The organism is Bradyrhizobium ottawaense, assembly GCF_900099825.1.
Lineage (GTDB): Bacteria > Pseudomonadota > Alphaproteobacteria > Rhizobiales > Xanthobacteraceae > Bradyrhizobium > Bradyrhizobium ottawaense_A.
Genome location: NZ_LT629693.1, coordinates 1,023,646 through 1,041,378 on the forward strand (window position 1 = coordinate 1,023,646; position 17,733 = coordinate 1,041,378).

Sequence of the window (17,733 nt, forward strand, 5' to 3'; positions counted from 1 at the left end):
CCATCGCGCCGCACGAAGAAAGAATGGATTGCTTCGTCGCTACGCTCCTCGCAATGACGTTGAGAGGTTTCGGCCCGCGGCTAAGCGCGTAGGGTGGGTTAGCGAAGCGTAACCCACCACTTTTCTCACCGGCGCAAGGATTTGGTGGGTTACGGCTTCGCCTAACCCACCCTCCGAATTCACCCGACAATTTCCAGAAACACCCGTCGCACCTCGGCCTGGGTTTCCCGTACGCGGGCTTCCAGCGTCGAGAAATCCGGGGTGTCGCCGGCACGCGCCATCACGCGCTGCAGGTTTTCGCCTGCGGTTTCCGGATTGAATTTTTCGGTGACGCAAAGGCGGATGATCTGCGTCAGATCGTGATAGAGCCTTGTTGCCGAGCGCAGAATCTCGGCCTCCGACTGCGGCAGCACGCCGAGGCGCGCGGCGTTGTCGAGCACCTGCAGCGTCGAGACGCTGAGGATTTCAGGTTTCGCCGCGGCATGAACCAGCTGCAGGTACTGCGCAATGAAGTCGATATCGACGAGGCCGCCGGCGGCCAGTTTCAAATCCCAGACGTCGTCCTCGCCCTTCTCGAGCGCGATCGCCCGGCGCATGTCGGCGACGTCGCCGGCCGTGCCCGCAGCATCGCGGGGCCGCGTCAGCACGCCGCGAATGACGTCCTCGATCTTCCTGCGAAACGCCGGCGACGACGAAATCACGCGCGCGCGCGTCAGCGCCATGTGCTCCCAGGTCCAGGCCTCGCGCTCCTGATAGTCCGCAAAGGCATCGATCCGTGAGGCCACCGGCCCGGCCCGGCCCGACGGCCGCAGCCGCATGTCGACGTCATACAACACGCCGTAATTGGTTCGGGTGGTGAAGGCCGAGATCAGCCGCTGGGTGAAGCGGGCGAAATACTGCGCGCCATGCAGCGATCGTTCGCCGTCGGAATCGGGATTCTCGTCGTCGAAATCATAGAGCAGGATCAAATCGAGATCGGAGGACGCCGTCATCTCGCGGCTGCCAAGCCGGCCCATCGCGAGGATCGCGGTCTCCTGCCGCTTGATCCGGCCGTGCTGGGCCGCGAAGCGGTCGGTGACCAGGCCATGCACGGTATTGACGATGCCCTCGGCGACGTCGGCAAAGGCGACGCTGGCCTGCTGCGCCGACACCGTGCCGGACAGGATGCGCGTACCGATCAGGAACAGGCTCTCCTGCCCGAACAGCCGCAGACGATCGAGAAATTCCTCGTAGGAATCCGCGTCCTTCAGGGTCGCCGCCAGCCGTGCCGACAATTCCTTCTGGTCCGGCATCGCGCCGAAGAAGCGCGGATCGATCAGCCCGTCCATGATCTGCGGCTGCCGCGCCAGCATGTCGCCGAGCCGCGGTGCCGCACCGAGGATCAGCGCCACCAGCGCCACCAGATCGCGGTTCTGGCTCAACAGCGAAATCAGCCGTCCGCCGCGCTGCAGCGCCCCGAGGAACCGGTCGAACGCGGCCACGGCGTCGTCGGGGTCTTCGGCATGCGCGAGGCCGTCGATCAGGCCGGGAACGAACTCGATGAACGCATTCCTGGTGACTTCACCGCGGAGCACGCGATAATCGCCCGCCATCCATTGCTGCACGGTCTTCGCCACCATCATCGGCTTCTTGAAGCCGAGCGTGGCCAGATGCGCGAGCAACCGCGGATCATCGGGACCGCCGCTGTAGTCGACGTCGGGCAGCTTCGCCGTGCCGGTCGGATCGCCCTCGAACAGCTTGCTGTAGTGCCCCTGCACTGTCTTGAGGTGGCCGAGCAGGTCTTTCGCGAAGGAAGCGCGGCTGTCATAGCCAAAGAAGTTTGCGAAGCGCTCCACGGCCTCGCGATCGTCGGGCAGCGCATGGGTCTGCTCGTCAGCGATCATCTGCAAGCGGTGCTCGACCCGGCGCAGAAACTCGTACGCGTCAGTCAATTCCTGGCACGCCTCGAACGTGATCCAGTTGCTGTTCGCCAGTACGTTCAATGCCAGCAGCGTCGACCGCACCCGCAGTTCGGGATGCCGGCCGCCCGCGATCAATTGCTGGGTCTGCGCGAAAAATTCGATCTCGCGGATGCCGCCGCGGCCGACCTTGACGTTATGGCCCTCCACCGCGATCTCGCTCTGGCCGCGATAGGTCTGCATCTGCCGCTTCATGTCGTGGACATCGGCGAGCGCCGCGAAATCCAGATGCTTGCGCCAGACGAACGGGGCAAGTTCCGACACCAGCGCCTCGCCGGCCCTGGCGTCGCCGGCGCAAGGCCGCGCCTTGATCATCGCCGCGCGTTCCCAGGTCCGCCCTTCCCGCTCGTAATAGTGCAACGCCGCGTCGATCGACATCGCGACCTGCGTCGAGGCCGGATCCGGCCGCAGGCGCAGATCGACGCGGAACACATAGCCGTCGCCAGAGCGTTGCTGCAGCAGCCTTGCCAGCGCCTGCGTCACCCGCACGAAGAACGGCGCCGGTTCGATGTCCGGAACGAGCGACGTGGCGGCGGGATCGAAGAACACGATCAGATCGATGTCGCTGGAATAGTTCAGTTCGCCCGCGCCCATCTTGCCCATCGCAAGCACGATCAGCCCGGAGCCTTCCTCGGGCCGGTCGAGATTCGCTGCCGTCATCCGGCCGCGCCCGACCTCCTGGCGCAGCAGGAAGCGCAGCGCCGTCTGTACCGAGGCCACCGCCAGATCGGTCAGCGCCGCCGTCACCCGCATCACCGGCCAGACCCCGCCGATGTCGCACAGCGCGATCAACAGCGCTGCTTCCGCCTTCATGCGGCGAAGCAGATGCATGACCTCGGTCTCGCTGCCCACCGCGAGCACGTCCCGCGCGGTGTTCTCGATCAGCGAGGCGAGGTGCGACTCCGGGTCGCATGCCAGCACGCGGATCAGGCGCGCGGCGTCAGCGCGGACCAGGTCGAACAGATAGGGGGAGAATTCCGCGATCCCGAGCAGGATGCGCTTCGCATGCGGGCGGTCCAGCCACGCATCGATCACAGCCGACTGCTCCGGCTCGAGTTCGGCGAGCCAGTCTTTCAGATGCTGTTCGGCATTGCTGGCGGCAGCGACATGCGGCCCGCACACGAATCGCGCGGCCAACCGATGTCCTTCCGCGTTGCCCGGCGCGGATGAATTCATGCCACCTTCTGTGGCACATCCGGCGTTTGAGCCGCAAGCCTGTCGCTCGAGGGAGCCCTGACGGGCCCGATTGAATCAGGCCCGGGCGCCAGCTCTCTGTTTTGACGTTTCTTCACGCGAACCGGTGTCCACTTCGCTCGAAAACGCGATGTCAGGCAACGCCGGGATCGCCAGCGTCGCGACCAGGCCGGGATGCGAATCGCCAAGCCTGAGTTCGCCGCCATGCAGCGTCGCCACCGCCGACGCCAGGCTGAGGCCGAGGCCGGAGCCCGGCAGCGTGCGGCTGGCTTCCAGCCGCACGAATCGTTCGACGGCATGCCTGCGATCGCCTTCCGGAATTCCCGGTCCATGGTCGCTGACGCTGAGCAGCACGGAATCGCCCTCGCGCCGCGCCTCGATCAGAATCTCCCGGCTGCGGGCCGCGGCAGCCGCGTCCAGCGGCTGCACCACCGGCGACGGCTTGCCGTATTTGATCGCGTTCTCGACCAGGTTGGCCAGCGCCTGGCCGATCAGCTCGCGGTTGCCATGCAACCGCACCGGCGCGGTCTTGACCCGCAAGGTCATGCCGTCGTCCTCGGCCAGCGGCTCGTAGAGTTCCTGGATGCCGTTGGCGACGTCGGCGGCGTCGAAATCGTCCATATTGCCGCGCGCCTGTCCGGACTCGGCCCGCGCGATCATCAACAGCGCGTTGAAGGTGCGAATCAGGCCGTCGGATTCCTCGATGGTCCGTTCCAGCGCCGCGCGATACTCGGCCTCGCTGCCGGAGCTCGCCAGGGCCTCCTCGGCGCGGTTGCGCAGCCGCGTCAGCGGCGTCTTCAGGTCGTGGGCGATGTTGTCGGAGACTTCCTTGAGGCCCACCATCAGCGCCTCGATGCGCTCCAGCATGGCGTTGAGATTTTCGGCGAGGCGATCGAGTTCGTCGCCGCTGCGCCCGACCGGCAACCGGTCGGAGAGATCGCCGGCCATGATGCGCTGGGCGGTGCCGGTCATGGCGTCGATCCGGCGCAGCACCCGACGCGCCACGAAGATGCCGCCGCCGAGGCCGAGCACGATCACGACCAGCAGCGACCATTGCGCGGCGTGGGCGACGATCCCGAACAGTCGCCGGCGCTCTTCGAGATCGCGCCCGACGAGCAGCCGAAAACCGTTGTCGAGCTGGGTGACGTAGACCAGCGCGCGGTGATCACCCGTGTCCTGGTCGTCGAGCCTTCGATAGGCGGTCTCCGACCAGCCGATTGAGCCCATCACACCCGGGGCCAATGAGGCGACATTGCCGCCGAGCGCGGTCCCGGTCGGTGTGGTGACGAGATAGAGATTGGCGCCGGGCCGCAGCGAACGGTTGCGGATGGTGGAGTCCAGGCCGCGCAGACCGCGGCGCGTGTAGATGTTGTTGATTTCGGCGATTTCGCCGTTCACCGTGGTCGTGATCTGCTCGGTGATCAGCCGGCGCGTGTTCCAGGCGAAATAGCCGAGCAGCGACGCGGCGAACAGCGCAAACAGAAACAAATAGGCCAGCGTCAGCCGGAACGCCGTGGTGCGGATCAGTTTACCGAATGCCGTCACGGATCATGTATCCGGCGCCGCGGATCGTGTGCAGCAGGGGCCGTTCAAAACCCTTGTCGATCTTGGAGCGCAACCGTGAGATATGGACGTCGATGACGTTGGTCTGCGGATCGAAATGGTAGTCCCAGACGTTTTCCAGCAGCATGGTGCGCGTCACCACCTGGCCGGCATGCTTCATCAGATATTCGAGCAGGCGGAATTCGCGCGGCTGCAGCGTCAGCTCGTCCTTGCCGCGCGCCACGCGGTGGGACAGCCGGTCGAGTTCGAGATCGCCGACCCGATAGGTGGTCTCTTCGGCCGGACCGCCGTGACGGCGCGACAGCACTTCGACGCGGGCCAGCAGTTCGGCGAATGAATAGGGTTTTGGCAGATAATCGTCGCCGCCGGCGCGCAGGCCCTTGATGCGGTCGTCGACCTGGCCGAGCGCAGACAGAATCAAGACCGGCGTATGGTTGCCCTTGTCGCGCAGCGTACCGATGACGGACAGGCCGTCGCGCTTGGGCAGCATCCGGTCGACCACCAGCACGTCGTAGTCGCCGCCGTCGGCCATCGACAGGCCCTCCTCGCCGTCGCTGGCGAGATCGGCGACATAACCGACCTCCCGGAACGCCTTGACCAGATAGTCGGCGGACTCGCGGTCGTCTTCGATGATCAACAGGCGCATTTCGGGGGCGGTTGCGGTCACGGGAATGGACTTTCTCTCACCATGGCGCGGGCCGCCTGCCGATGCAAGGCGACCCGGAACGCTCTCGATTAAGTGAAAAAAATAAGGGAAAAAAGCGGGCGGTGAAGCTGGGGGACTCCACCGCCCTTAGGCCCTTCCGACGGAGGGGGGCGTATTCCATCGAAAGGTACTCTGTGGGAGCGAGCTCTTGGCCCGCTCCCCGGAAGGAGCCGTCGGCGGGGGCGACAATGCCGGCGAAACCCTCCATCTCGTATTTAACCCTTGGCCAGCGGTACTGCCACGAACCGCGACGAACCGCCGCTCTTCACGCGCATGAGAACGCTGTTCTTGTTGTCGGAGCGCGCGGCGTTGATCGCCTCGCGGACGTCACCGGCATTGGTGACGCTCTTACCGGCAACTTCGAGAATCACGTCGCCTTCCTTGAAGCCGCGTTCGGCGGCCGCGCTCTTCGGGTCGACCTCGGTCACCACGACGCCATCCTTGCCGGCGCCGGCGACGCTGTTGGCGGGGGCGACCGTCATGCCGAGCTTCGGCACGTCGGTACCCTTGGTCGCATTGCCGCCATCGTCCTTGCCGAGGTCGGCCTTGGCCTCGATCGTGTTCGGCAACTGGCCGAGCGTCAGGTTGATGACCTTGTCCTGGCCCTTGTGCATGACGTTGAGCTTGACGGCATTGCCGGGCGCGAGACCGCCGATGGTGCGGGCGAGTTCGCGGGCATCCTTGACCTGCTCGCCATTGACCGCAGTAATCACGTCACCGGATTCGATGCCGGCCTTGGCCGCCGGACCGTTCGCCTGCGGTTCCGCCACCAGCGCACCTTCCGCCTTCTTCAGGCCGAGGCTGTCGGCGATGTCAGCCGTCACCGGCTGGATCTGGACGCCGATCCAGCCGCGGCTGACCGTGCCCTTGTCCTTGAGCTGGGCGATCACGCTCTTCACGGTCGAGGCGGGAATCGAGAACGCGATGCCGACGCTGCCGCCGGACGGCGAATAGATCGCGGTGTTGACGCCCATCACCTCGCCGGACACGTCGAACGCCGGGCCACCCGAGTTGCCCTTGTTCACGGGCGCGTCGATCTGGATGAAATCGTCATAGGGGCCGTTGCCGATGTCGCGGCCGGACGCCGAGACGATGCCGGCCGTCACCGTGCCGCCGAGGCCGAACGGATTGCCGACCGCAAGCACCCAGTCGCCGATCCGCGGCTTGGTGTCGGAAAGTTTGGCAAACGGGAAGTCGTTGCGACCCTCGACCTTGATCAGCGCGACGTCGGTGCGGGGATCGGTGCCGATCACCTTCGCACTATAGGTCTTGCCGTCGTCGGTCGTGACTTCGACCTTGTCGGCGCCATCGACCACGTGGTTGTTGGTCACGGCATAGCCGTCAGCCGAGATGAAGAAGCCGGAACCCTGGCCGGTCACGGCGCCACGGCCGCCACCGCGCGGTCCGCCGCGCATGCCGGGGGGCAATCCGTCCGGACCGCCGAAGCGGCGGAAGAAGCGCTCCATCGGCGAACCCGGCTGGAACGGCGAATCTTCGTCCTTGTTGGCGCTGTCGTCCTTGCTCGCGACCTTCTCGTTGATGTTGACCTTGACCGAAATCACCGACGGCTTCACGCGCTCGACGATGTCGGCAAAGCCGACCGGCTGCGCGACCTTGCGCACCTCGTTGTTGACCTGCGCGTGGGCGGCGGTGGTGAACACATCAACCGGACCCTGCGACGGCGAGAAGCCGTAAACGGCGGCGCCGAGGCCGGCGACAACGGAAGCCATCAGCGCGAATTTGCGCGCCGAGAACAGCGTGCGCCGCGGGGCCTGATACGACGGAAGCGAGGAAAGATCGACGGGACGTTCGGTCATTGCTTGAAATCTCCAGATCCAGAAATCGACGGTGCGGGGGGCTGGGCACCTGACAGGACTGAAGATGGGGTTTCGCGCCTTACCGCGCGCTGGCTGGGGGGTTAAATTTTTGTAATGAAGGAGGTTACGGATGCGGCAGTTTAGCGCAGGCAATCAATGGCTTAGCGCAGGCGGAAAAGCGGCTTTTGGAGGGCGGAACGGGCTCCCACACCCTCCCCGTCATAGCTGGGCATACGCTCCCCAGCAGAATCCTCGTCATGGCCGGGCTTGACCCGGCCATCCACGTCTTCAGCACCTACAGAGAAGTAAGTCGCGGATACCCGGGTCAAGCCCGGGCATGACGGAGCAAGCTCAGGCCTTCTTGAGGTTCAGCCGGCCCATGAAATGCCGCTTGCCGAGGGGAACGCCGTTGGTCCGCAGGATGTCGTAGGCGGTGGTGGCGTGGAAATAGAAGTTAGGCAGCGAGAACGACATCAGGAAGCCCTCCGCCGTGAAGGGCAATTGCCGTTCGCCGAGATGGAACGCGACGTCGCGGCCAGCCAGCCCGTTGACCGCCTCCGGCGTCAGGGCCGACAGGGCTTTCTGGGTATCGGCCACCAGTCCCTGCAGCCCGGCATAATCATACGGCGTCTTGAACGCCGGCGGCTTGAACACGCCCTGCTGCACGCCTTCGATGGCGCCGCGGGAGTGTTGCGCGACCGAGATGATCTGAAACCGGAACGGCAGCATGTCGGGCGCCAGCCGCGTCTCGACGATGGTTTCCGGATCGATGTTATTTTCCTGAAAATGAGCGAGGCCGCGCTCGAGTACGCCGCTGAGGCCGCCCAGGATCTGCAGGTAGTTCGCCACGGTGGCGTCATAGAGCGAAAAGGCCATGTTCAAATCTCCCCCTGATGATGCTTTTCTTAATGGCCGGAAGTCTTAGCGCAAACCGGCCCGCTTGCCATCCTGAGAACGCTATGGATCAGGCCCGGTTTTCCCGCGCGGACTCGGCGGCGATCAGGCGATCGATCCGGGCCTCTTCCTCCTCGGTCAGATGCTGCAAGGAGGGATCGCCGCTGCCGGCGGATCTCTGGCGGCGCCGGTTGTGCAGCCAGAGTGCCAGCCCGCCGCCGGCCAGCGCCAGCGGCGGCAGCAGCCACAGCACCAGCGTATGCTGATTGACGCGCGGCTTCAGCAGCACGAACTCGCCGTAGCGCGCCACCAGAAAATCCATCACCTGGTTGTCGCTGTCGCCGGCCGCGATCCGCTCGCGCACCAATAGCCGCAGGTCGCGCGCCAGCGGCGCCTCGGAATCGTCGATCGACTGGTTCTGGCACACCATGCAGCGCAGTTCGCGCGACAGGTCCCTCGCCCGCGCCTCCTTGGCCGGATCGCCCATGATCTCGTCGGGCTGCACGGCGAAAGCGGCGGGAGCCGCAAAAGCCGCGAGCAACACAATGGTCAAAATCGCAATCAGCTTCCGCATCGTTTCTCCTCACCCTGAGGAGCATCGCGAAGCGATGCGTCTCGAAGGATGGCGACAGTCGGGCCTCATCCTTCGAGACGCCGCTACGCGGCTCCTCAGGATGAGGAAAAAACTACTCCGCCGGCTGCAGCGCGCGCGAGGCTTTCGCGGGCTTCGGCGCGCCGACGCGCAACCTGCGGTCCGATAGCGACAGCATGCCGCCGAACGCCATCAGCACCGGTCCCCACCAGATCAGGAGCACCATCGGCTTGTGATAGATCCGCACCGCGATCGCGCCCTCGGCGGTGGTGTCGCCGAGCGAAATATACAACTGGCTGGCGCCGCGCGTCAGCAACGCGGCCTCGGTGGTCGAGGAGCCCCGCGTGGTGAAATTGCGCTTCGACGGCGTCATGACGCTGAGCTTCTCGCCGTCCAGATTGACGGTGAACTGCGCGATCATCTCGCGGAAATTCGGGCCCTGACGCTGCGTCAGGCCGTCGAGCTTCAATTCATAGCCGGCGACTTTTGCGACGTCGTCCGGTTTCATCGTGGCGATATATTCGCTGTTCCAGGTGGTTTCGCAGACGATCCCGATCAGCGCCACACCGACGCCGGCATGCGCGAATGCGGTGCCCCAGGTCGACCGCGGCAGGCCGCGCGCACGCCGCATCGCAATCCCGAAGCCAACGCGAAACAATCCCGTGCGCTCGGCAAGATCGCACAGCGCGCCGGCAATGACCCACACCGCCAACCCGATCGCCAGCGGCGCGAACGTGCTGCCGCCATGGATCCACGCAAACAGCACCGCCATCGCGATCAGCGCAGCGATGCCGGCGGCGATCAGCCGCTGCGCCGCGCCGACGAGGTCGCCGCGTTTCCAGGCCAATAACGGTCCGAACGGCACCGCGATCATCAGCGGCACGAACAAAGGTGCAAAGGTCAGGTTGAAGAAGGGAGCGCCGACCGAAATCTTGTCGCCGGTCAGAACTTCCAGCGCCAGCGGGTACAGCGTGCCGATGAAGACGGTGGCGCAGGCCGTGGTCAGGAACAGGTTGTTGAGCACCAGCGCGCCTTCACGCGAGATCGGCGCGAACAGCCCGCCCTGCTTCAGGGCCGACGCACGCCAGGCGTAGAGCGAAAGGCTGCCGCCGATGAACAGGCACAGGATCAACAGGATGAAAACGCCGCGCGTGGGATCGGTCGCAAACGCATGCACCGAGGTGAGCACGCCCGAACGCACCAGGAAGGTGCCGAGCAGCGACAGCGAGAATGTCAGGATCGATAGCAGGATGGTCCAGACCTTCAGCGCGTTGCGCTTTTCCATCACCACCGCGGAATGCAGCAACGCGGTGCCGGCGAGCCACGGCATCAGCGAAGCGTTCTCGACCGGATCCCAGAACCACCAGCCGCCCCAGCCGAGTTCGTAATAGGCCCAGTACGACCCCATCGCGATCCCGAGCGTGAGGAATATCCACGCCATCAGCGTCCACGGCCGCACCCAGCGCGCCCAGGCCGCGTCGATCCGGCCCTCGAGCAAGGCGGCCACCGCAAACGAAAACGAAATCGAAAACCCGACATAGCCGAGATAGAGCATCGGCGGATGCACGGCGAGGCCGATGTCCTGCAGCACCGGATTGAGGTCGCGGCCCTCGATCGGCGGATTGGCAATGCGCAGGAACGGATTCGAGGTGACGAGGATGAACAGATAGAAAGCGCTGGCAATCCAGGCCTGCACCGCCAGCACATAAGCGCGCAGCGACAGCGGCAGATTGTTGCCGAAGGCGGCGACTAGGCCGCCGAACAGCGCCAGGATCGACACCCACAGCAGCATCGACCCTTCGTGATTGCCCCAGACGCCGGTGATCTTGTAGATCAGCGGCTTCAACGAATGCGAATTCTCGAACACGTTGGCGACGGAGAAATCCGACGTGACGTGAAGCCACACCAGTGCCGTGAACGAGGCCGCCGCGAACAGCAATTGCGCAAGTGCGGCGGAACGCGCGACGTTCATTAGCGCGGTATCGCCCCAGCGGGCGCCGGCGATCGGCACCGTGGACTGAATCAGCGCCAGCGCGAGCGCGAGCACCAGCGCGTAATGTCCGGCTTCGGCGATCACCGCATGGCTCCCTGCGCGGGCTGAGGTGCCGCAGAGGCGCTCGGCTTCGCACCGTAATCGTCCTTCCAGTGCCCTTGTTTCTTCAGGGCGTCGGCGACGTCCTTGGGCATGTAGGTCTCGTCGTGTTTTGCCAGCACGGTATCGGCCTTGAAGACACCCGATGCGTCGAGCGCCCCCTCGGCGACGACGCCCTGCCCTTCGCGAAACAGGTCGGGAAGGATTCCCTTGTACGATACCGGCAGCGTGGCGCCGCCGTCGGCGACGGCAAACGAGATCGCGAGATTGTCGCCGCGCACCAGCGATCCCGGCTGCACCAGTCCGCCAAGGCGAAAGCGCTTGCCGGGCTGAATATGCTTCTCGGCCGCCATCGACGGCGTGGAGAAGAACACGATGGAATCGCGCATCGCGTTCAGCACCAGCGCCGCCGCAACCGCGAGCACCGCGAGCGAACCGCCGATCATCGTCAAACGCCGCTGCTTGCGCGTCATGAAATTCCTCTGTCCTGATACTCGGTTCTGATTGAATCAGAACCGAGCTCTATATTTTGACGCGTTTTCTTCACGCGAACCGGTGCCCACTTCGCTCGAAAACGCTTTGGGCGCATGATGTCAGCCATCAAGCCCCATATTCTTCAGGCCTTCATTGAGCTGGCGCAAGCGTTCGGCGTCGTTGGCAACCGCCTGACGGGCGTCGGTGAGCGCGCTCACCGCCTTGTCGCGGTCGCCCATCACCATATAGGCGCGCACCAGCCGCAACCATCCCTCGACGTCGTCGCCGTTCTGCTTCAGGCGGATCGCAAGCCGATCGACCATGCCGCGGATCATGGTGCCGCGGTCGGCCTCGCTCATGTCCTTGGCCGCCGTCATCGTGTCGTTCGACAGCGCCGGCATATTGGGGCCACCGACCCGCACCAAGGCGGCCTGGACCAGCGGCCGCCACGGCGCCTCGGCCGGCGCCTTTTCGAGCATCCCGCGCCAGATCGCAGCGGCGTCGGCCTGGCGGCCGTCCTGCTCGGCGGCCAGCCCCAGGAAATAGCTGGCCTTGGGCTCATCGGGCTTTTGCGCGACCGCGCGCTCGAATTCGGCCTTGGCCTCTGATGTGACGACGCCGCCGGCCGAGCCCATCAAGGCCTCGCCGAGGTCGGAGCGGCGCTCGGCGCTGTCGCCATTGTAGGTGATCGAATTGCGATAGGCCCGGATCGCCTCGTCGTAGCGGCCGAGCCTTGCCAGCACCGGCGCCAGCACGTTCCAGCCGCGACCGTCGGTCGGGTTCTTCTCCAGATGCGCTTCCACCTGCGCCACCAGATTGTCGAGCGGCTGGTTGGCGTCGGCGACGCGGGTACGCGAAGCCAGCGGGAAATCGCCGAGCTGCGGCGATCCGACCGAGAGGTAGAAGGTCACCGCCGCGATCGGCAGTGCGACCAGCGCCAGGATGGCCGAGGCGCGGCGCAATCGGAGATTGGACTGCGCCGGAGCCGCGCGAACGCTGTCCACGGCGGCAAGCAGGCGGCGGCCGATCTCGACCCGCGCCGCCTCGGCCTCAGGGCTGCCGATCAGGCCTGCGGCGACGTCGCGATCGATTTCGGCGAGCTGGTCGGTGTAGACCGCAGCCTCAGTACCGCCACTGGCGTCCGATGCCCCGCGGCTCAACGGCCAGAGCACGGCAAAAATCGCCGCGACCGTCATCAGCGCGAACACAAACCACAGTGTCATCAAGCGGTTCCCGGGCGGAACGGCACTTTCCTGGCAAGCGCCGATGCGCCGCTTTACACCACTGGCGGCAAGCCCGGCAATTGACAATTAAAGGAGCCAAATCAGGCCGGAAAGCCGGCCGATTCCGCGGAAAGCCGCGGCTGACCGCCCTACCCCGCGCGCGGGGCTTTTCGCTCGACGACGACGGCATTTTCCGCCGCCCGGCTCATCAGCGACGCGTAATCGTGGCCGAACAGCACTTCGCAGAAGCGGATCGCGGCCTTGACCTGCATCTGCCGGTAGCTGCGCGACTTGGTGTCGCCGCCCCGCAGCGACTGCACCAGGCTTTCGGTCGATCGCTCGACGTAATGTTGCAGGTCGGAATAGGTTCTCAGCGTCACCTCGTTGATCGCGAGTTCGCTGGCATAGGTGCGGCACACCGCGACGAAATCGATCAGCGCAGCGGTTTCCTCGACCTCGACGGCATCAACCTTGGGGGCGGAGCCGATGTCCTTGTCGGCGCGCTGACGCAGGATGCGGCGGACCCGGCCGGGGACGCTGTCGATTTCCGACTGCAGCGAGTTGGAGATGTCGGCGCGGATCGACGCAAGCTGGCGGCCCCACGCCGAATCATGGCGCAGATCGAGTTCGGTTCGCAGGCCCCGCGCGCTGTCGTGAAGCGATTTCAGCTGCTCGCCGACATTGTCGAGCTGGCCGCGCCGGATATCGGTGCGCAGGCAGGCCGCGAGGAACGACAGATCGTGCAGCGCGATCGAGACCGCAATGCCGTAGGGAGTGGCGGCAACGCGAACTTCATCGTCCGACGCCGCCATCTTGATCGCGAGCCGGATGATCTGCCAGGGCGCCACCAGCCGCTGCATGATCACCGATATCGCGAACGGCAGCAGTTGCGGCGTCTGCAGGGAAGGCAGGTTGAGCGCCGAGGTCACCGACGCCATCTGGGAATCGCCAAACGACCGGAGCTGGCTGGGAAGCCGGCTGCCAAGCGCATCCAGCGCTTCGCGCGTCTGCAACACGGCCCCGATCGACAGCAAATCCTCGACGACATTGGGCGCGCCGATGCGCGACAACGCGCGCTGCGTATCCACGCCCGGGACCGGGGTTGAGATCTTCGCGATCGCCTCGGCTGCGGCGGCCTGAAACTTGCGGGCTGCGGCTTCGAGACCGGCGTTCGAGCCGCTGCGCCTGATCTCGGCAAGCGACGCTTCGAACGCACGTGTGGCATCGGCGGCGCCGTCGCGGCCGAGCCATTGCCAGATCGGCGACAGCGACGTGCGGCGGATCTGCCCTGGCCGTATCGGAAAATTGCTTTCGACCAGGAACGGCTCGAGCGGCTGAAACAACAGCCGCGCCGGATCGTCGCTGCGCGGCCGCGCTTCGTCATCGTCCTCGGCCCCGCGCACCACCTTGCGCAGCTGCTCCAGCACGAAGTTGGCGACGGCGACGTCCTCCCCCCGCTCGATGGCGCGCTCGAACTCCCGCATCAGCAGCGCCTGCGCCTGTGGCGGGAGCTGGGCGAGATAGTCCCTCAGACGCTCGGTCGATGTCTGGCTCATGGGCCTGGCGTGAATATGCGTGTGTCATCCCGGACGGCAAAAGGCGTCCAATGGCGATCTTAAAAGTGTGCGCGTTAAGAAGTCGTTTAGGAATGATGAAATCGGCGACAGCATGGCTGGTTTCCGCTCATCGACGGGGATACCTCGCTTCTCTTGTTTTGACGCGTTTTCTGCGCAGATAAGTCTACGCAATCCGCGTAAACTTGATTGCTTTGCGAACCGGCGTCCACCCACGGATCAAGTCCGAGGGCATGCTTCGCTCGAAAGCGCTCTATATCCCCGGCAGCACCAGTTCGGCCCGCAAGCCGCCGGTCGGGGCGTCGCCGAGAGCAAGACTGCCGCCATAGAGGCCGGCGAGATCGACCACGATCGACAGGCCGAGCCCGGAACCCGGCTTCGACTCATCCAGCCGCTGGCCCCGTCGGGAGACCTGCGCGCGCTCGGCGGCCGACAGGCCGCGGCCGTCGTCGTCGACAATGATTCGCAGCCGCGGCCCCGCCCCGGGCGCCACCGGAGCCTCGATCAGGACCTCGATGAAAACCTGCGAGGTGGCCCATTTGCAGGCGTTGTCGACGAGATTGCCGGCCATCTCCTCGAGATCCTGGCGCTCGCCACGGAACCGGGCTTGCGGATCGGCCCTGACCTCGATCGTGATGCCGCGGTCGCGGTGGATCTTCTCCATGGTCCTGCGCAGCGCTTCGAGCGCGGGCGCTACTTCGGTAACGGTGCCGATGATGGTGACGCGCGCGGCGATGCGCGCCCGCTCCAGATGGTGCGCCACCTGGTCGCGCATCACGTCGGCCTGCTCCAGCACCTTGTTGGCAAAGGGATCGATCGGGTGCGCGGCGGCCTCGTTGACGATGACCGACAGCGGCGTCTTGATGGCATGGGCGAGATTGCCGACATGGGTACGCGCGCGCTCGACGATCTCGCGATTGGCATCGATCAGCGCATTGGTCTCGCGTGCCAGCGGCGCGATTTCGACCGGGAACTCGCCCTCCAGCCGTTCGGCGCGGCCGGACCTGATATCGGCAATCGATTCCGAAATGCGCTTGAGCGGCGCGAGGCCAAACCGGACCTGGAAGATCGTGGTCAGCAGCAGCACGATCCCCAGCGCTGCAAAGGTACCGCCGAGGTAATAGTCGAAGCTGCGGGTCTCGTCGAAGATTTCGGTGGCGTCGCCGGCCACGCTGACCAGGAATTTGCCGTCGGTGCCGAGATCGACCGGCCGCTCCACCATTCGCAGACTCTGGCCTTCGGGACCGTCGACATAGCCGAGACGGATGCCGGCGGCCGTCAGTTCCGCGCCGTGGTCCTCGAGCTTCGGCAGCTTCTTGTCCCACAGCGAGCGCGATGCCCGCGTTTCGCTTTTCTCGGTGTCGGTGCGGACGATCTGCCAGTACCAGCCGGACAGCGGCAGTTCGAACAAGGGCTCGCCGAGCGACTGGAACTGACGGTCGGGCGGCTCGTCCGGGGTCGCGACCTCGGCGATCAGGGTGCGCAGATAGAGATTGAGACGGCGGTCGAAGGAACGCTCGGCCGCGTTGCGATACACCGACGACAGCACGATGCCGGTGATGACCAGGATCACGACCACCCAGGCGGTGGCCGACAGAAACAGGCGTGTGGCGAGCGAGCTGCCGCGCATCAGAGCATGATCCCGAAAGGCATGTCCGCGGGCCGTGAGCCTGCGGACGAATACCGGTTTTCGGATAAGATCATGCTCGCATGAAAGAGCAAATCAGGTACCGGGCGACGGCGGCGTCAGCAGGTAGCCGAGCCCGCGCACGGTCTGGATGATATCGACGTCGAGCTTCTTGCGGATACGGCCGACGAACACCTCAATGGTGTTGGAATCGCGGTCGAAGTCCTGATCGTAGAGATGCTCGACCAGCTCGGTGCGCGACACCACGCGTCCGGTGTGGTGCATCAGATAGGCCAGCAACCGGTATTCGTGCGACGTCATCTTGATCGGATTGCCGGATACGCTGACCCGTCCGGTGCGCGTATCCAGCGAAACCGGCCCGCAGGTCAGCTCGGACTGGGCATGACCGGTCGAACGGCGCAGCAGCGCGCGAATTCGCGCCAGGATTTCCTCGAGGTGGAACGGCTTGGCGACATAGTCGTCGGCGCCGGCGTCGAAGCCCTGCACCTTGTCGCTCCAGCGGTCGCGCGCGGTCAGGATCAGGACCGGCATCGCGCGCCCGTTGCGGCGCCATGCCTCCAGCACCGAGATGCCGTCCATCTTGGGCAGGCCGATGTCGAGCACGACGGCGTCGTACGGCTCGCTGTCGCCGAGGAAGTGCCCCTCCTCGCCGTCGAACGCGCGATCGACCACATAGCCGGCATCGGTCAGCGCCGTCGTCAACTGACGGTTCAGATCCGGATCATCCTCGACAACAAGCAGGCGCAAGCTGGCCTCCAATAGTGAGCTTCACGATATCAGGTCCCAAGATGAGGCTCAGCGGCGTGAACAGGCTATGAACAGGGCAGACGGTGCAATGTTACTTTTTCGTCATGCGGCTCAAGGCCTAACATGCCTCTTCATGGGGCCCAAGAGGCCACCGCGGCGGTCAGAGCCCGGCCGGCGGTCCCCTGACGACGATCAAATCGACCGGACCGCCGGGCCGGTCGTCGTCGAAAACCCCGACGGTCAGCCGGCCGGTTCGCCAGGCCAGCGTGTCGAGATTGGTACGGCCGTCGAACAGCAATGGGCCATTGGGATCATTGTCGTGGCCGTGAACGACGTGGCGCGCGCCGAACCCGCCGCCGTATCCGGTCGGATAGCGCTTCCACAACAGCGTGGCTTCGCTCTGCTGCGCCAGCGGCAGCTCGGGATCGACACCGGCATGGACGTAGACGCGATGGGCATCGACGTGCATCAGTCGCAATTGGTCGAGCCACGCGATGTGGGCTTGCGGCACGGCGGACGGGTCGCCGCCATAGGACGCGAGCGCCGCGGCGCCGCCTTTGTCCATCCACAAAGCCAGCTTCGCGGGATCGCGCAAGCCTTGCACCATCATGGCATCGTGGTTGCCCTTCAGCGCCACCAAATTCCAGCCGGCAATGCCCGCGCGCAGCCGCTCGACGACCTCTCTGCTGTGCGGCCCCTTGTCGACGTAGTCGCCGATCGCAACGATGACACCGCCATCGCCGCCGCGATGGGCCGAGATGTCCGCGAGCGCGCGGACCAGCAGATCGTCGCGGCCGTGAATGTCGGGAATGACATAGGTAAAGCTCATGCGGCAGATGCGGTTCCGGCTGCGATGCCGCGACGGTCCTATTCCAAGCGAGCGCCGTCAACAACCGGCCGCACAATCTGCTCGCGAACATCCCGTGATGCGCCGTCACGCATCGAAGCAGCGATCTCAGGTCCGGAAGAACACGAACCAGACCACGCCGAGGATCAGGACCGCGAGCCCGGTGGAAGCCACCAAAAGCGCCAGCACCGACGGGCCGGGTTCGGCCTGGCGAGCCTCGGTCGCGGTTTCGACAATCCGGCCGTCTCGCTGCGTTGCCATGGGAACCTCTTCGAGTAAGTGCCTGTATTGCCAGCTATTGCGTCGACACCGGCTGTCAAAAGCAACGCATGGTCGGAGATCCTGTTCCGAACTTTCGGGCACAAGGATTGTGGACGGCGGTCCCAAAAGGTCGCAGCCCCCGG

At 65.3% G+C, this 17,733-nt stretch carries 14 protein-coding genes; all 14 read right to left on the reverse strand.

The annotated features are described in order from the left end of the window. Window positions 1-179: 179 nt before the first annotated feature. Window positions 180-3,134 (reverse strand): bifunctional [glutamine synthetase] adenylyltransferase/[glutamine synthetase]-adenylyl-L-tyrosine phosphorylase, encoded by a 2,955-nt coding sequence (locus tag BLR13_RS05005; protein ID WP_074827090.1) that lies wholly within the window; start codon window positions 3,132-3,134, stop codon window positions 180-182. Between the two features lie 75 nt (window positions 3,135-3,209). Continuing rightward, a complete protein-coding gene (locus BLR13_RS05010) occupies window positions 3,210-4,697 on the reverse strand; it encodes an ATP-binding protein (RefSeq protein WP_074827087.1) in 1,488 nt (495 codons plus the stop codon). Continuing rightward, a complete protein-coding gene (locus BLR13_RS05015; protein WP_074827085.1) occupies window positions 4,681-5,361 on the reverse strand; it encodes a response regulator transcription factor in 681 nt (226 codons plus the stop codon). The genes BLR13_RS05010 and BLR13_RS05015 overlap by 17 nt, the downstream gene beginning before the upstream one ends. A 275-nt stretch (window positions 5,362-5,636) precedes the next feature. Continuing rightward, entirely contained in the window at window positions 5,637-7,238 is a 1,602-nt protein-coding gene (locus BLR13_RS05020) for a Do family serine endopeptidase (protein ID WP_074827081.1), read from the reverse strand. A 351-nt stretch (window positions 7,239-7,589) separates the two neighbouring features. Further along, window positions 7,590-8,114, reverse strand: coding sequence for a DUF1993 domain-containing protein (locus BLR13_RS05025; protein WP_074827079.1), 525 nt, complete (start codon window positions 8,112-8,114; stop codon window positions 7,590-7,592). An 88-nt stretch (window positions 8,115-8,202) separates the two neighbouring features. Beyond that, the gene (locus tag BLR13_RS05030) at window positions 8,203-8,706 is read right to left on the reverse strand and encodes a cytochrome c-type biogenesis protein (protein WP_074827076.1); all 504 of its coding nucleotides are present in this window, start codon (window positions 8,704-8,706) and stop codon (window positions 8,203-8,205) included. Window positions 8,707-8,818: 112 nt separating this feature from the next. Next, window positions 8,819-10,801, reverse strand: coding sequence for a heme lyase CcmF/NrfE family subunit (locus BLR13_RS05035; RefSeq protein ID WP_074827073.1), 1,983 nt, complete (start codon window positions 10,799-10,801; stop codon window positions 8,819-8,821). After that, window positions 10,798-11,289 carry a cytochrome c maturation protein CcmE gene (gene ccmE, locus BLR13_RS05040; protein ID WP_074827070.1) on the reverse strand — a complete coding sequence of 164 codons (492 nt, stop codon included), beginning with the start codon at window positions 11,287-11,289 and terminating at the stop codon, window positions 10,798-10,800. Before ccmE ends, BLR13_RS05035 begins: the two co-directional genes overlap by 4 nt. Window positions 11,290-11,409: 120 nt before the next feature. Then, a complete protein-coding gene (gene ccmI, locus BLR13_RS05045) occupies window positions 11,410-12,513 on the reverse strand; it encodes a c-type cytochrome biogenesis protein CcmI (RefSeq protein WP_074827066.1) in 1,104 nt (367 codons plus the stop codon). Between the two features lie 149 nt (window positions 12,514-12,662). Continuing rightward, a complete protein-coding gene (locus tag BLR13_RS05050; RefSeq protein WP_074827063.1) occupies window positions 12,663-14,069 on the reverse strand; it encodes a hypothetical protein in 1,407 nt (468 codons plus the stop codon). Between the two features lie 271 nt (window positions 14,070-14,340). Further along, the gene (locus tag BLR13_RS05055) at window positions 14,341-15,717 is read right to left on the reverse strand and encodes a sensor histidine kinase (RefSeq protein ID WP_074827060.1); all 1,377 of its coding nucleotides are present in this window, start codon (window positions 15,715-15,717) and stop codon (window positions 14,341-14,343) included. 93 nt (window positions 15,718-15,810) lie between these two features. Beyond that, window positions 15,811-16,482: a response regulator transcription factor gene (locus BLR13_RS05060; protein WP_074831883.1), complete on the reverse strand. Its 672-nt coding sequence runs from the start codon at window positions 16,480-16,482 to the stop codon at window positions 15,811-15,813. Between the two features lie 160 nt (window positions 16,483-16,642). Next, complete coding sequence (locus BLR13_RS05065) at window positions 16,643-17,311, reverse strand: metallophosphoesterase (RefSeq protein WP_074827057.1); 669 nt, start codon at window positions 17,309-17,311, stop codon at window positions 16,643-16,645. 126 nt (window positions 17,312-17,437) lie between these two features. Next, window positions 17,438-17,590, reverse strand: coding sequence for a hypothetical protein (locus BLR13_RS41035; protein WP_171944993.1), 153 nt, complete (start codon window positions 17,588-17,590; stop codon window positions 17,438-17,440). Window positions 17,591-17,733 lie beyond the last annotated feature (143 nt).

Bases quoted from the DNA above. Each gene is read 5' to 3' on its own strand.
- BLR13_RS05005 (WP_074827090.1), bottom strand. From the start codon at position 3,134: ATGAATTCATCCGCGCCGGGCAACGCGGAAGGACATCGGTTGGCCGCG.
- BLR13_RS05015 (WP_074827085.1), bottom strand. From the start codon at position 5,361: ATGCGCCTGTTGATCATCGAAGACGACCGCGAGTCCGCCGACTATCTG.
- BLR13_RS05020 (WP_074827081.1), bottom strand. From the start codon at position 7,238: ATGACCGAACGTCCCGTCGATCTTTCCTCGCTTCCGTCGTATCAGGCC.
- BLR13_RS05025 (WP_074827079.1), bottom strand. From the start codon at position 8,114: ATGGCCTTTTCGCTCTATGACGCCACCGTGGCGAACTACCTGCAGATC.
- BLR13_RS05030 (WP_074827076.1), bottom strand. From the start codon at position 8,706: ATGCGGAAGCTGATTGCGATTTTGACCATTGTGTTGCTCGCGGCTTTT.
- ccmE (WP_074827070.1), bottom strand. From the start codon at position 11,289: ATGACGCGCAAGCAGCGGCGTTTGACGATGATCGGCGGTTCGCTCGCG.
- ccmI (WP_074827066.1), bottom strand. From the start codon at position 12,513: ATGACACTGTGGTTTGTGTTCGCGCTGATGACGGTCGCGGCGATTTTT.
- BLR13_RS05050 (WP_074827063.1), bottom strand. From the start codon at position 14,069: ATGAGCCAGACATCGACCGAGCGTCTGAGGGACTATCTCGCCCAGCTC.
- BLR13_RS05055 (WP_074827060.1), bottom strand. From the start codon at position 15,717: ATGCGCGGCAGCTCGCTCGCCACACGCCTGTTTCTGTCGGCCACCGCC.
- BLR13_RS05065 (WP_074827057.1), bottom strand. From the start codon at position 17,311: ATGAGCTTTACCTATGTCATTCCCGACATTCACGGCCGCGACGATCTG.
- BLR13_RS41035 (WP_171944993.1), bottom strand. From the start codon at position 17,590: ATGGCAACGCAGCGAGACGGCCGGATTGTCGAAACCGCGACCGAGGCT.